Annotated in this window: 9 protein-coding genes; 3 read left to right on the top strand and 6 right to left on the bottom strand. The window is 54.3% G+C overall.

What is annotated here, in order from left to right; genetic code table 11:
- Position 1 precedes the first annotated feature (1 nt).
- Positions 2 to 3508, bottom strand: coding sequence for a chromosome segregation protein SMC (gene smc, locus HPY30_17255; GenBank protein QYZ67578.1), 3507 nt, complete (start codon positions 3506 to 3508; stop codon positions 2 to 4).
- A 175-nt stretch (positions 3509 to 3683) separates the two neighbouring features.
- On the opposite strand from smc, the gene queF reads away from it, so the two are divergent.
- Positions 3684 to 4073: an NADPH-dependent 7-cyano-7-deazaguanine reductase QueF gene (queF, locus tag HPY30_17250; protein QYZ67577.1), complete on the top strand. Its 390-nt coding sequence runs from the start codon at positions 3684 to 3686 to the stop codon at positions 4071 to 4073.
- 3 nt (positions 4074 to 4076) lie between these two features.
- Positions 4077 to 4811 carry a hypothetical protein gene (locus HPY30_17245; GenBank protein ID QYZ67576.1) on the top strand — a complete coding sequence of 245 codons (735 nt, stop codon included), beginning with the start codon at positions 4077 to 4079 and terminating at the stop codon, positions 4809 to 4811.
- Here the strand turns inward: HPY30_17245 and HPY30_17240 are convergent.
- On the bottom strand, positions 4719 to 5966 hold the full coding sequence (locus tag HPY30_17240; protein ID QYZ67575.1) for an IS701 family transposase: 1248 nt from the start codon (positions 5964 to 5966) through the stop codon (positions 4719 to 4721). The genes HPY30_17245 and HPY30_17240 overlap by 93 nt on opposite strands.
- A 268-nt stretch (positions 5967 to 6234) precedes the next feature.
- Between HPY30_17240 and HPY30_17235 the strand changes: the two genes are divergently transcribed.
- Positions 6235 to 6879 (top strand): hypothetical protein, encoded by a 645-nt coding sequence (locus HPY30_17235; GenBank protein QYZ67574.1) that lies wholly within the window; start codon positions 6235 to 6237, stop codon positions 6877 to 6879.
- 73 nt (positions 6880 to 6952) lie between these two features.
- Here the strand turns inward: HPY30_17235 and HPY30_17230 are convergent, their stop codons facing one another.
- From HPY30_17230 to amrS, 4 genes are all read right to left on the bottom strand, one after another.
- On the bottom strand, positions 6953 to 8347 hold the full coding sequence (locus tag HPY30_17230) for a TIGR03013 family PEP-CTERM/XrtA system glycosyltransferase (GenBank protein QYZ67573.1): 1395 nt from the start codon (positions 8345 to 8347) through the stop codon (positions 6953 to 6955).
- 206 nt (positions 8348 to 8553) lie between these two features.
- Entirely contained in the window at positions 8554 to 12051 is a 3498-nt protein-coding gene (locus tag HPY30_17225) for an EAL domain-containing protein (protein ID QYZ67572.1), read from the bottom strand.
- A gap of 273 nt (positions 12052 to 12324) precedes the next feature.
- Complete coding sequence (gene amrB, locus HPY30_17220; GenBank protein ID QYZ67571.1) at positions 12325 to 13125, bottom strand: AmmeMemoRadiSam system protein B; 801 nt, start codon at positions 13123 to 13125, stop codon at positions 12325 to 12327.
- A gap of 21 nt (positions 13126 to 13146) precedes the next feature.
- The gene (amrS, locus tag HPY30_17215) at positions 13147 to 14229 is read right to left on the bottom strand and encodes an AmmeMemoRadiSam system radical SAM enzyme (GenBank protein QYZ67570.1); all 1083 of its coding nucleotides are present in this window, start codon (positions 14227 to 14229) and stop codon (positions 13147 to 13149) included.
- Between the last annotated feature and the right edge of the window lie 18 nt (positions 14230 to 14247).

The following is a 14247-nucleotide window of genomic DNA, read 5'->3' as shown; positions in this document are numbered from 1 at the left end:
CCTAAAGGGCAGCCAGTTGAGCCGCCTCCTCCACATCAACAGTAACCAGTCGGGAGACACCCGGTTCGTGCATGGTGACGCCAGAGAGCTGATTGGCGATCTCCATGGTGATCTTGTTATGGGTGATGAAGATAAACTGCACCCTGTCAGCCATCGACTTCACCATCTGGCAGAAGCGGCCTACGTTGGCATCATCCAGTGGGGCATCCACCTCATCGAGCATACAGAAAGGTGCCGGATTGAGCTGAAATATGGCAAAGACCAAAGCCACCGCTGTGAGGGCCTTTTCACCGCCGGAGAGGAGATGGATAGTGGAGTTTCGCTTGCCCGGCGGACGCGCCATTACGGTAACGCCAGTGTCCAGCAGATCCTCGCCGGTGAGCTCAAGATAGGCGTGACCTCCGCCAAAGAGGCGCGGAAACAGCTCCTTGATGCCGGAGTTTACCTGGTCGAAGGTCTCCTTGAATCGGGTCCGGGTCTCCCTGTCGATCTTGCGGATGGCGTTCTCCAGCGTCTCCAGGGACTGGGTGATATCCGCATGCTGCTCATCCAGATATTTGATGCGTTCCGACTGCTCCTGAAACTCATCGATAGCCGCCAGATTGATCGGTCCCAGACGCTGAATTCTCGTGGCCAACCTTTCCATCCGCTGCTGCCAAGCCTGTTCTGTGGCATCTTCCTGTATCTCGCGAAAGAGCGCCTCTGCCTCCATGCCGGTCTCCCGCAGCTGCTCTTCCAGCGTCTTGCAGCGTACCAGAACCTCCTGACGTTGCAGACGGCTCTGGTCGAGATGGCCGCGCCGTTCCAGCACCTGCTGTTCGGCTTTGTGGCGTTCCTGCTCAAGGGAACGAAGTTGCGCGTCCACCCCTTCAAGTCCACTACGCACATCGGCAAGCGCCTTCTCCACGATAACACGCTGCGCCAGCTTCTCTTCCAGTTCAGCAATTTGCAACTGCAACGGCTCATCACCTGCAGCAAGCAGCGATTTGAGTTCATTCCGGCGTTCGGCCAGATGGCTCAGCTGGCTGCGCATGCGGTCCAGATTCTGCACCAGAGAGCGCTGTGCGGTGCGCATCGATTCAATCTGCAGTGCCGCCTGATGAGTCTGGCTGCGCTGCTGATTGACACGCTCTCTAACCTGAGTGAGCTGATCCCGCAAGGTATTCCTTCGCTGCACCAGCGCCTCACGCCGCTTGCCCAGGGTCTCCATCGCCTCCAGAGCCGCGTGCAGATGTTGCCGCGTCTGCTCCATCAGCTCACGATCCGATTCGGTCTGTTCTCGAATCTCAAGCTGCTCCTGTTGAAGCTGCTCCCGGCGCTGGCGCAAATGATCAGCACGGGTGCGCTTGCCGCTGAGATTCGCCCTGATCTCGGAGAGTTTGCGATTGACATCGTTATAAGCGGACTGTGCCTGCTCTCTCGCCAGTTCAATCTGCTGCAGCGCAGCTCTGCCGTTTTCCACCGACGCCACCAGACTCTCAGTCATCACCTCCTGTTCCGCCAGCTCTGCCTGCAACCTTCGCAGATCTTCTTCCCTGGCCAACACACCGGCACTTTCATCGGACTCTCGGGTGATACGCAGCCAGTTGGAACCTAACCAATGGCCTTCCGGTGTGATGATTGAAGCACCGGCGGGAAGGGTGCGGCGCATCATCAACGCAGTGTCCAGATCTTCAGCAATGCGCACACTGCCCAGTAGGCTCTCCATGGGATAGGACGATTCGACCTGTGCCAGCAGACTCTTGTTGCCAACCTCCCGGGAAGAAGATGCGGTCGACCTTTCGACCAGAGTCAAGGCGCCTTTCTGCAACTCTTCCAGATGTTCTTTCAAATCATCAAGTGTATCGACACAAACCGCCTGCAGATGAAAACCCAATACGATCTCGACCGCACGCTGCCAGCGAGGCGTCACCTTGAGACTCTGGGCCAGCCTTGCCGCCTGCTGCAGATCACTCTGTTCCAGCCACTGCGCAACCTCGTCGCCCTGCTTGCCAAGCGCAGCCTGCTGCAAGGCTTCCAGGGAGGCCTGCCGCCCTTTTCCCGATTGTAGTTCAGCCCTTGCCTGATCAAGCCGGCGGGCCGACTGGCTGTTGGCCTCACGCTGGGCATTGATCTCCTCAACTTTGCCGGCAAGCTGCTCCTGCAGGGTTTCGACCCGCGCCTCCTGCTCCTGCTCCAGCGCCTCGAGTTCGTCGATCTCCGCCAGCAGCCGGGTATCGTCGAGACGCCCCAGCTCTTCATCCAGCCGCTGCAGACGGCGCTGCAGATTATCGCCCTGCTGCTCCAGGTGGTTGATGCGGGTTCGCTCGACCTGCGCGGTCTGCGCCGGTTCCGCTGCATGTTGATTAAACTGATCCCACTCTGCCTGCCAGGTCTGCATCGCCTGCTCAGCCTGGAGCAACGCCTCAGTCGCCTCGCTCTCCAGCGCCCGCGCCTCTTCCAGGCGGGGCTCCTCCAGCATCAGGTCGCCGTTAAGTTCCTCCAGTCGTGCCTCATCCTGGGAGCGGTGGGCATCCGACTCCTGCCAGGTCTGCTCGACCTGTTCCAGATCCAACTCCTGCTGTTTCTTGGTATCGCGGGCAAACTGGATCGACTGCTCCAGTCCGGAGATCTCTGCACCCAGGGCGTAGAACTGGCCTTGCACCTCATTGAAGCGGTCATTGGCTTCCGTATGTTTTTCCCGATCCGACTCGATGTCGGCCTCTAACTTGCGCTGACCGGCGAGTGCGGCTTCCAGCAGATTCTCCAATTCGGCCAATTTGCGTTCACGCTGCTGCAGATCCTCATCCAGGGTGCGCCAGCGCAGCGCCAGCAACTCCGCCTTGACCTGCCGCTCCTCCTGCTTGAGATGTTGGTATTTCTCTGCGGTGGCAGCCTGTCGTTGCAGGTGTTGCAGCTGTTTCGCAACTTCGTCCCGCAGGTCGGTAAGGCGCTCGAGGTTTTCCCGGGTATGGCGGATGCGATTCTCCGTCTCCCGGCGGCGCTCCTTATATTTGGAGATGCCCGCCGCCTCTTCCAGAAAGACACGCAGATCTTCCGGGCGCGCCTCAATGAGACGGGAGATCATGCCCTGCTCGATAATCGAATAACTGCGTGGCCCGAGTCCAGTTCCAAGAAAGAGGTCAGTGATATCCCGGCGGCGGCAGCGTATGCCATTCAAAGAGTAGAGCGACTGACCGTCCCGGGAGACCTGCCGCTTGACTGAGATCTGGTTGTACTGGGCGTACTGCCCACCCGCCCGACCTTCGCTGTTGTCAAAAATCAGTTCGACAGCTGCGGTACCTACCGGCTTGCGGGCACTGGAGCCGTTGAAGATGACGTCGGCCATCGATTCGCCACGCAGCATTTTGGCGGAGCTCTCCCCCATCACCCAACGCACAGCGTCGATGACATTGGATTTTCCACAGCCGTTCGGGCCAACGACACCCACCAGATTGCTGGGCATCGGAACCGTTGTCGGATCGACAAACGATTTGAATCCGGCGAGTTTGATTTTCTCCAGTCGCATGGGCCGCTAAGATACACGAAAATTCGCCGTTGATACAGGGTGAATTATAGAATAATTAACTTTAATAGTTTAATTTAACTCATTGTTTTTTATTGTAATTAAGCCGTCTCTTCTGAGTGAAGAGATACTCCCGTATAATCACCGGCAAATCAATCTATCCTGTGACGAAAAAAGCATGCCCAGTCAGCCCAGCAAAGAATTGGAAACCTTCGATAATCCACGCCCGGAGCGGGACTACACCATCCGCATCAGCATCCCCGAATTCACCTGTCTCTGCCCCAAAACAGGACAGCCGGATTTCGCCGAGATGAGCCTAGAATATGTACCTGATAAACAGTGCGTTGAACTCAAGGCGCTCAAGATGTACATCTGGTCGTTCCGTGGCGAGGGAGCCTTTCACGAGGCAGTCACCAACGAGATCCTGAACGATCTGGTAGCCGCCACTCAACCTCGCTACATGCGCCTGACCGCAGAATTTAATGTGCGTGGCGGCATCTACACCACGGTGGTGGCCGACCACAAGGCCGACGACTGGACAGCCCCGAACCCCGTCACCCTGCCCTAACCCATGAACTGCTACATTGGCATCGATCTCGGCACCTCGGGCGTCCGGGCAATTGCCATTGATTGTGAAAAATCGATCGTTGCAGAGGCCATTGTCGACCTTCCGCCTCCCGAACGGGGGGGTGGAGGCAGCAGCGAACAACGCCCGGAATACTGGTGGGATGCTGTGTTGGAAGTGCTGTTATCGGTCGCCCAACAGCTCAAAGGGGTAGACGTACAGGCCATCGCAGTCGACGGGACATCCTCCACCCTGTTGTGCTGCGACCCGCAGGGTTCGCCGCTCACCACCGCCCTGATGTATAACGACAGCCGCAGCAAGGCTCTCCTGCCCGAACTGGCTCAAGCAGCCCCTGCAAGCACTCCGGTCAACAGCGCATCCTCCAGCCTTGCCAAACTGCTCTATCTGCGGCGGCAGATCGATACCGAAAATTTCCTGGCACTGCATCAGGCAGATTGGATACTCGGCAGGCTCAGTGGCCATTTTGGTCCCAGTGACGAGAACAACTGCCTGAAACTGGGATATGACCCGGTGCAACGCCGCTGGCCCTCCTGGATGGAATCCCTGGCGTTGCCGTCAGGCTGCCTGCCCGACGTGCGACCGCCTGGGACGGTCATCGGCAGGTTAATTCTACTTTGTCAGATTCCATCACCCGGCAACCGACTGTTCCAGCGTCTGTTTTCGATATTGGGAGTCGATAGCCGCTTGTCGTTTACGATGCCGTTTCGTCATTTGCCGTAGTATTTCATCGCGTTCAATATCTCGCCGTGGCAGGAAGGCACGCAATAGCGATTCGATGTCTGAACAACTGAGTAAGGGGTGATCATCTTTTTGCACAATTCGCTCTTCGAGCATGAATAACATCGCCATCATGACCAAGGCCATATGGTGATGCCAGGATTTCCATTTACGGGCCTGATAATCAGCAAGACCTGATTCACTCTTACCATCCTGGAACGAACGCTCAACCCAGAACCGCTGCGCCTGCATCTTTGCAAGACAATGGGATGGCGTTTCTTCCGGTGCATTCGACAAGGTGTATTTAATCGTCTCCGGTGAATTGACCTCTCGTCGTACAATCAGGTGCCATTGATGTGCCTGGGCTTCTTTTCCATCCCAAAGCCAAACCCGATGATGCAGGATCTCGACGCGCAGTTTGCCCTTGCTGCTATCCCGTAATACCACTTGCTGCCACTCGCTGTCCCGTTGCTCATTGAGCCACTGGTCAACGCGCAGACGGGCTGCCTGGGCTTGCAGACGACTTCGACGACGACCGCGCGTTGTCGTGCTCTCCGGTATGAACGGCTGTGGATCTTCCAGGTAGACCTGTTGGTCTTTGTGGATGTCCACCACAAAGGTTTCACCCATCGCCTCCAAACCCCTCAGAAAAGCCGGATCCTTCCCGTATCCCCCATCTGCACCCACCCAGGCAAAACGCAGGCCAAGCGTCCTCTGATGACGCACCATCTCCAGCGCCAACTCTGACTTGCTTTGATGTTTCCGTTCAACTTCCGGGATACCCGCCTTGCGACAGCGAGCCGGGTTCGATACCCACTCTTTGGGTAGATAGAGACGTTCATCTATCAGCGTGGACAAGTGCCCTTTACCCAGTGCTGCGAATACACCAACCTGGCAGTTATCCACCTTGCCCTGGCGGCCATTCCATTGGCGTTTAACCCCCACTGAATGTTTACCCTTCTTGGCAAGGCCACTCTCATCGAGCAACAGACAGGTATCCGCGGTTCCACCCAGCCATTGATCGGCTTCCAGCGCCACTTGGTCTAACACCGCACGATGATCCCACGGGGACTCGGTGAGCATATGCTGGAGACGCTGATCATCTGCGCCTGCAACCACCTCTTCCATGCGTTCCATGTTCTTTCTCTGCGCTTGCATCAGGCCTTTGAGATAGTGTGTGACCGGTTGAAACACCGACCTCGTCTTGCTTCGAAAATGGGATTCAAAGCGGTACTGGAAACGTTGGAATCGCTCCGCTATGCGATCGATTCTACTTATGCGCGTATCAGGTAATTCAAATGACCTTGGTGCTTGTCATTTGATGCTCTTCCTTACGATGATTGCCAAGAAATTCACAGCATATATTTTATATTATTCAGTGAGTTACTTATAGATCTAATCTGACAAAGTAGAATTAAGCGATGCGGTGGCAAATGCAACAGGGCTACCCACCAGCGTACGCATTGTCACAGGTACCACCGACAGCAATGCCGCGACACTCGCGACCGGCGCAGCGGAGATCGGAGACGCCGTCACCTCCCTGGGCAGTACACTGGTGTTGAAGATCCTCTCTGACCAGCCGGTATTTGCAGCGGAATTTGGCATCTACAGCCACCGGCTTGGAGAGCATTGGCTGGTTGGCGGCGCTTCCAACAGTGGCGGCGCCATCTGCGCGGATCTATTCAGTCGGGAAGAGATGGCCACTTTGACACAGCAGATAGAGCCGGAAAATCCGACCGGACTCGACTACTACCCGCTGTTACAACCTGGTGAGCGTTTCCCGCTCAATGATCCCGGTTTTACACCCCGCCTCGAACCCCGTCCAGAAGACGATGCGCGCTATTTTCAGGGCATTCTTGAGGGTATCGCCAACATCGAGCGGGAGGGTTACGCGCTTCTGCAACGCTTGGGGGCACCCGCACCCAGACGGGTTATCTCGATAGGAGGCGGTGCGGGCAATGAACCCTGGCGCCGGATTCGGCAGAGGTTATTGGGTGTTCCGGTGGAGCGGGCAGTGCAGCAACAGGCAGCCTATGGAACCGCCCTGTTGGCGCTGGCGGCGGTCAGTTGATTCCGTTGGAATTGCCTGATCCGCTGCGCTTGATCAGGCCTACACAGGCCCTAGCGTTTGAGCGTAGGCTGGCTCATCTCGCGCCCTTGGCCAGCAGCACGACTTCCACCGTTTCGAGCAGGATGATCAGGTCCAGAAAAAGACCGGTATTTTTTACATAATAGAGATCATACTCCAGCTTCTTACGAGTATCCTCCCGGTTGGCGGCATATGCGTACATCAGCTGAGCCCAACCGGTCATCCCCGGTTTTACCCGGTGGCGCTCCGAATAGAATGGAATCTCCTGGCTCAGGCGCTGCACGAACTCAGGACGTTCAGGCCGGGGACCGACCAGGCTCATATCACCCTTGAGTACATTATAAAGTTGGGGCAGTTCATCGAGCCGCGCAAAGCGCAGGAATCCGCCCAAACGGGTCACGCGGGTATCGTTCCTGCTCGCCCAGCGGGCGCCATCCGTCTCGGCGTTCACTTTCATACTGCGGAATTTATGGATACGAAACAGCTTGCCATCCTTACCGACTCGGGTCTGATGATAAAACACAGGATGGCGTCCGGCTGAACTGATCAGACTGGTGATTGCGATAAGCAACATTACCGGCAAAAACAAGATCAACAATATGAGACTGGAGACTATATCCATGCCCCGTTTCAGATGGATTGATAATGCACCGCTGTAGAAACCGGTTGAGAAGAAGATCCAGCTGGGATGCAACAGGTCGATCTTGATAATTGCATCTTCCTTTTCAAAAAAGGTCAACAGGTCCAGTATCTCCACTCCTCGCATTTTGCAATCAAGCAACTCATTGACGGGCAAGCCCTTTCGGCGGTCGTCCACGGCAACCACAATCTCATCCACCGCCATGCGAATCGCAATGTCGTAGAGATCCTGCTCCTTGGGAATCTGCCGGTAGTCATCAATGAGACTGATGCTGTCCCCCAGGTTTACAAAACCGACGACAACAAATCCCAGGGTCGGGTTTTGAATATAGAGTTCTTCTATTCTGTCGGCATTGATGCCGGTTCCCAGAACCAATACACGCCGTTTTCGGGAATCAGCCCCTGTTACCCGGACAAAAATCGACCTCAAAATCAGCACGCCCGCCATGGAGATCAACAGACTGAGGCCAAACTCTTTTCGTGGAATCGAAATCTCGGGCCAGATATAGAAAATAAGACTCATCAGGACCGCGCCGATACCAAAGACGATCAGCAGCCGCAACACGAACCCTGACGCACGTTCCAGGACCCCGCGCTGGTATAATCCCAGAGCAATCATGGAACTCATCATCACCAACGCATAAACACTGGCAGACGGCAGCATCTCTTCGGGTAGTCCACCCATGTTTTGGGAGGAGAAAAAGTGTTGGAGATAGAGGGCCAGCCAGACTGATCCTCCAAAGACAAGGATCTCAATCTCCCCCAAAATAAGAAACGACTTTGAAATGAAGTAGCCGAACAACCTGATCATCGGACAGTCAATTCACTCCAAAATAATAGATCAGCGAGTCTTAGACACCCGTATTCAGAGCTGACTCTCAAAAAACCTGCAGGCAAAACTTTTATTGTTTCCCAAGCTTTGGAGGATTATACACGATTCCATGGCCATTCCACCGGAAGGCACTGCCTGTAAACCCGGTTCTTTGGCTTGGTTGAGATTCATTCTCAATTTCCACTCTACGCCAGCCCCACCTCCTCTACATATCGGGCAAATTCTTCTGCAGGCACAGGCCGCTGGTAAAGAAAACCCTGCACTTGCTGACAACCCATCTGTTGCAGGCACTGTTTCTGCGACTCCGTTTCCACGCCTTCGGCAATGACTACCAGGCCCAATGCTTTGGCCATCGCAACTATGGCCTCAGCAATAGCTTGATCGTCAGTATTCTCCGCTACATCCCACACGAAGATGCGATCAATTTTCAGTTTCGTAATCGGCAAACTTTTCAGCTGCCCCATGGACGAGTATCCCGTGCCGAAATCATCAATCGAAACCCCAACACCAAGATCACGCAGCTTGTCCAGCATCTGGATGGATCGTTGGGGATTCGCCATGATCTGGCTCTCGGTGATCTCAAACTCGACCCTCTGCGCCGGGCAGCCCGTTTCCTGGAGTATGCCGGTCACTGTCTCCAGCAGATTCAATGCCCTGAACTGTTTGGCTGAAAGATTGATCGCCATGCATCCCAACTCGATACCTGCGTCCTGCCACGCTTTCAGCTGCCGACAGGCCGTTCGTGTCACCCACTCTCCGATCGGCAGAATCAAACCTGTTTCCTCAGCCAACGGGATAAACTTGGCGGGAGAAACAAGCCCCATATCCGGGTGCTCCCAACGCAATAAAGCTTCGGCACCAATGATTCTGCCGTTCTCAAGACTGATCTGCGGCTGATAGTAGAGCCGCAATTGACCCTCTTCCAAAGCACCACGAAGACTGGTCTCCATCAGCACATGCTCAAAGGCCTGGGCTGTCATATCGTCCTCATAGAACTGAAAACTGTTTATGCCTTCGCCCTTGGCCTGAAACATTGCCGTATTGGCATCACGCAACAGGTCATCAGCATCCGTACCATCTTGTGGATAGATACTGATACCGACACTCGCGGTCAGATAGAGCTGATGCTGCGCAACCTCAAACGGCTGGTCAAAACTGCGAAGAAGTTTCTGCGCCAGAACAGCGCTGTGTTCCGGCTGTTTCAGATAGCCGGTAATCACGACGAACTCATCCCCACTGAACCTGGAAAGCGTATCGTCCTCCCGCAATGTACCCCGAAGGCGTTTCGCCACATCGAGCAGTAACTGATCACCAATTTCATGGCCAAAGCTCTCATTGATCTGCTTGAAACGATCAATATCGATGTAGACCACTGCCAGAGGGTGGTTTTCACGATGGGCCGCACTGATCCCCAAACGCAGACGATCCATGAACAGCAGACGATTAGGAAGTTGGGTCAATTGATCCAGGTAGGTCAACTGCTCGAGGTGACTCTCTTTCTCAAGCAGACTCTGTTCCATCCCCAGGCGATCAGTGATATCCCGGCTCGTCTCAATGACACCCTGTAACTCCCCTCCCAGCGTACGCAGAGGACTGAATGAGAGTTCATAGGTTCTCATCTTACCGCTATTGTCAGCCAGCGTTTCGGTGATAACCATCGGTTTGCCGGTAAAAAATACCGTTTTCATGGGACAGGGATGATCATAGAGCGGATCTTCGAGTTCATCACAGGGACGCTCCAGTCCATGTCCCGCCTGATAGCACTTCAGACACTGCTTGCTGTCGACCTGTTTGAAAGTAGCGGCTTTGGCGGCACTGTTCATGAGCAGGACATTGTATTCTTGATCGATCACGCGCACCGGATCGGTAATACCATCGATAGTATTCTGCAGGAAGATACGTTGCTGTTCCGCTTTTTCTTCAGCCTCTTTCAGGTTGGTGATATCGAGAACCACGCCTAACATCTTGAGCGGATATCCCTCCTCATCTCTTTCCAGTTCCGCCTCTTCATGGACCCAACGGACGTTTCCATCACCAAGGACGATTCGATGATCGATGCTATAGGGTTCATCGCTTTCGAGTGCCGCATTAACCGCATCCTTGAGTAGCTGGCGATCTTCAGCATGCACAGTATTCAGAAAAGCCTCATAGGTCTCCTGCACGCCTCCAGGCTCCTGCCCAAAGATACGGAAGATCTCATCAGACCAGGTCAGTCTGTTACTGACAATATCCCAATCCCAGTGGCCAAGCTGGCCGATAGCCTCAGCCAGGGAAAGCCTGGCATCGTTGATGCGTAAATCGTTGAGGATTTGGTCAAGCGCCGTGATATCCCTCGATATACCGAGCACCCCGTAGATTTTGCCATTCGTGCCGAATAGGGGCATCTTATGTGTATCAAAGACGTGAAGAGAGCCATCCGCAAACGTTGCAGGATCATGGGGATTATGGATGTGCTCCCCCTGTAAAACATCTCTATCATCGTGGCGGAATCCCCTAATCCCCCTCTCTTCATCGCCCTGGATCAGTTCCGTTGAAAAACCCAACTCCTCGTCAGTTTTACCGTGCATCGATTCAACCTGTGTTCCAATTGCACGGGCATAACTCTCATTGGCAAAAAGATAACGATACTGGTGATCCTTGATAAAGATCCAGTCCGGCGTTGCATCAACAATAGTACTTAAGATTCGCTCTGAGTCCGCCAGTTTTTGTTCTGCGGTTTTCTTTTCGGTGACATCCTCATAAATAGCGACAACTTCTCCAGATTCGAGTTTGTAAATGTAGTTGTCCCGCCACCCAGAGATACGATCATCCCGGTAAAAGGCCATGGGAAAATGTTCCGGCTCTCCTGTTTTCCATACCCGCTGCAGTACATCAAAAAGACCAAATACCTTAACCTCAGGAAATACTTTCGACACACGCTGGCCGATCAAGTCGGCTTTCACAATCTGTTCAGCACGTTCCCCCGCCTGATTGAAATCACTGAATATGAAATCTTCACCATCATCAACTGCCTGATAGACGGCAACACAGTTAGCCATGTTGTCCAGCAGGTTGCGATAGCGTGCATCAGAGGATTCCAGGTTGCTGATTATCGGCCGCGTGACCCTATGGACCAGTATCGATCCCAGCAAAACCAACAATACTGAAACCACTGCAACTAGAATGCCTGCACGGAGATAGGGCGCCCTGACATCCGCCACATCCGTCTTGATGACGAGACCTATCCCGAGTTCTTTCACCGGTGCAAATGCGGCCATCACTTCCGCACCCCGATAGTCACGCAACACCATGGTACCCTGTTTACCGGTCAGAGCCTGACGCATGGGAGAACCTACCTCACCGGGCTTTCCGGCCCAAGGAAGTGCTTTCGGGGGGTCTGCCGCCACAAAACTTTTTGTTCGGCTGATGACTTTTATGGTGTCACCCGAACGCCGACCCACAATAAATTCTTCAGACCCTTTCAGGGACGATTGGGATCGCAAGGCATCATCAATCTGAGACAGTGTGGCATCGGCCGCATCCTGCTCGTAATAATCGGCATGTTTCCGATCAAAGCGGGCCACAGCGCCAATCAGCTGGGCCTGTTGATTGACGTTTATTGCAAGATGGTGAAGATGCTGGCTGAATGCAGCCCTATAGAGCAGGATAAAGGTCGCAGCAGCCACCAGGGCTGCAATCAACATTATAATCACGACAAGGAAAATAGTCGGTTTTCGACTCTTCAGATCTTTCTGCATCTCAGATTACGCCGGATTCAGCGTCTCTGCTTCGGCCGAGCGCAAACCAATATGGATTTTTATTAGTAATCATGAAGTTCCCGCAATAGTCAATAAATCCGATTTTTTGACTCTTTTCCATTACAAAGAATAGCGGCCAGCAATATTTATTCTTAAATCCACAGAACGTAGGATGCGCCGTGCGCACCACGATTGCTTAAATCAACTAGGAGCAGCCTCTCAAGCAACAGCACGCCTGGAAAAAGCATAAGCGCCATAACCCACCACCTGATCCCTCGATCCAGCCGTATCGCCGGAGTTTCGCAGATCGACGAGCTCTCCATCCAGTCCCTGCAATCGGACCTGATGTAACAGCCCTTTGACAGGAATACGGCCACAGGCATCTTCATAACCGATCTCATCAGGGTGTATGGCCACAATCGCCTCTGAGGTCGCTTTGTCCATCTTCTGCGCCGTCAGATAGTCATGATAGTGACTGAGATCCGAACTGATAACGATAAGCGTTTCCTCGCCACCCCAGAGCCGGGACAGCACTTCTCCGACCTCTTTGGCCGTCGCATCACCCACGACCAGTGGGATCAGACTGAACTGATCGAGCATCAACTGTAGAAACGGTAATTGAACCTCAAGTGAGTGTTCCTGCACATGCGCAGCATCGAGCTGTTTGACTTGGGGCAGGTCGGCAATTAACTGCATGGCTTCTCGGTCCAGCGGAATATCCCCAAGCGGGGTGCGAAAGGCTTCTGCCGAACTCATTGCCAAACCGTAAAACGGCACCCGATGTGAGGGACCCAGCACCACCACCCGGCGGACGCCTTCTCTGCCTGAAGCAAGCCTGGCATAGACACTGGCCGCGACAGGGCCGGAATAGATATAACCCGCATGGGGCGCAATGATGGCCTTTGGCAGTGTACCTTCTGCATCGGCACTATCCAGATAATCCTGGACCATGTCACGCAGCGTCCGGGCATCATCCGGGTAGAAAAGTCCCGCCACAGCGGGCAATCTGATATTGCTCATAATCTCCTCCTCCAATCCCCATCAACGTTTATAGTCAGCCAGCCGCACAGGCTGACGTTTGGGACCCCAATCCCCCGGACCGGCTTCGATAACCCCGGCACAGACAGCACCACACGCTTTGCATTTGCCCTCAGGAGTCAGATTCCAATCACTGAGCTGGTACCAGTCCCGACCGATCAGCAGCTCGCCGCACTGATGGCACCAAGTACTATCCCCTTTTGGATCATGCACGTTGCCGACATAGGCGTATCGCACACCGTTTTTCATGGCGATACCGCGAGCCAGGGTCAGAGTCGCCAAAGGGGTCGATGGGGTGTCCATCATCTTCCAACTGGGGTGAAAAGCCGAGAAATGCATCGGCACATCCGGCCCCAGCTTGTCGACTACCCACTGAGTCATCTCCTCAAGTTCCGACTCGGAATCGTTTTCACCGGGGATCAGCAGGGTGGTGAGTTCAAACCAGACACTGGTCTCATGCTTGAGATATTGCAGCGTCTCCAGCACCGGCTGCAGATGGGAACCGGTGAGCTTATGATAAAACGATTCGGTAAAAGCCTTAAGATCGATATTGGCCGCATCCATGTGATGATAGAACGCCTCACGCGGTTCAGGACAGACATAACCCGCGGTCACCGCGACCGACTGAACCCCAACTTCATGGCAGGCTTGAGCCACGTCGATGGCATATTCGTGGAAGATAACCGGATCGTTGTAAGTATAGGCGACACTACGGCAGCCGAGATCCAGGGCAACCCTGGCAATCGTCTCCGGCGAGGCCTCATCCGCTAGGGTGTGGGTCTCCCTGGACTTGCTGATATCCCAGTTCTGGCAGAACTTACAGGCCAGATTACAACCGGCAGTGCCAAATGATAGGACCGGAGTGCCTGGCAGGTAGTGGTTCAACGGTTTTTTTTCAATGGGATCTACGCAGAAGCCGCTGGAACGACCATAGGTGGTGAGAACCACCTCTCCCCCCCGGTTCTCCCGCACGAAACAGAACCCCTGTCGGCCCTTCTTGATATGACAGAAACGGGGGCAGAGATCGCACTGAACCCGGCCATCCTCCAGCGCATGCCAGTATTTTGTGGGAACGACAGTTTTCATGACGCACTCTCAAATCCA

Source organism: Gammaproteobacteria bacterium (ex Lamellibrachia satsuma) (assembly GCA_019623805.1).
GTDB lineage: Bacteria > Pseudomonadota > Gammaproteobacteria > Chromatiales > Chromatiaceae > QGON01.
Note: the sequence above shows the minus strand (reverse complement) of the source record. Positions and strands in the feature narration are given on the sequence as shown.

What these genes read in the sequence shown, in the direction of transcription:
- smc (QYZ67578.1), bottom strand. Translation starts at nt 3,508, where the DNA reads ATGCGACTGGAGAAAATCAAACTCGCCGGATTCAAATCGTTTGTCGAT.
- queF (QYZ67577.1), top strand. Translation starts at nt 3,684, where the DNA reads ATGCCCAGTCAGCCCAGCAAAGAATTGGAAACCTTCGATAATCCACGC.
- HPY30_17245 (QYZ67576.1), top strand. Translation starts at nt 4,077, where the DNA reads ATGAACTGCTACATTGGCATCGATCTCGGCACCTCGGGCGTCCGGGCA.
- HPY30_17240 (QYZ67575.1), bottom strand. Translation starts at nt 5,966, where the DNA reads ATGCAAGCGCAGAGAAAGAACATGGAACGCATGGAAGAGGTGGTTGCA.
- HPY30_17230 (QYZ67573.1), bottom strand. Translation starts at nt 8,347, where the DNA reads ATGATCAGGTTGTTCGGCTACTTCATTTCAAAGTCGTTTCTTATTTTG.
- HPY30_17225 (QYZ67572.1), bottom strand. Translation starts at nt 12,051, where the DNA reads ATGTTGATTGCAGCCCTGGTGGCTGCTGCGACCTTTATCCTGCTCTAT.
- amrB (QYZ67571.1), bottom strand. Translation starts at nt 13,125, where the DNA reads ATGAGCAATATCAGATTGCCCGCTGTGGCGGGACTTTTCTACCCGGAT.
- amrS (QYZ67570.1), bottom strand. Translation starts at nt 14,229, where the DNA reads ATGAAAACTGTCGTTCCCACAAAATACTGGCATGCGCTGGAGGATGGC.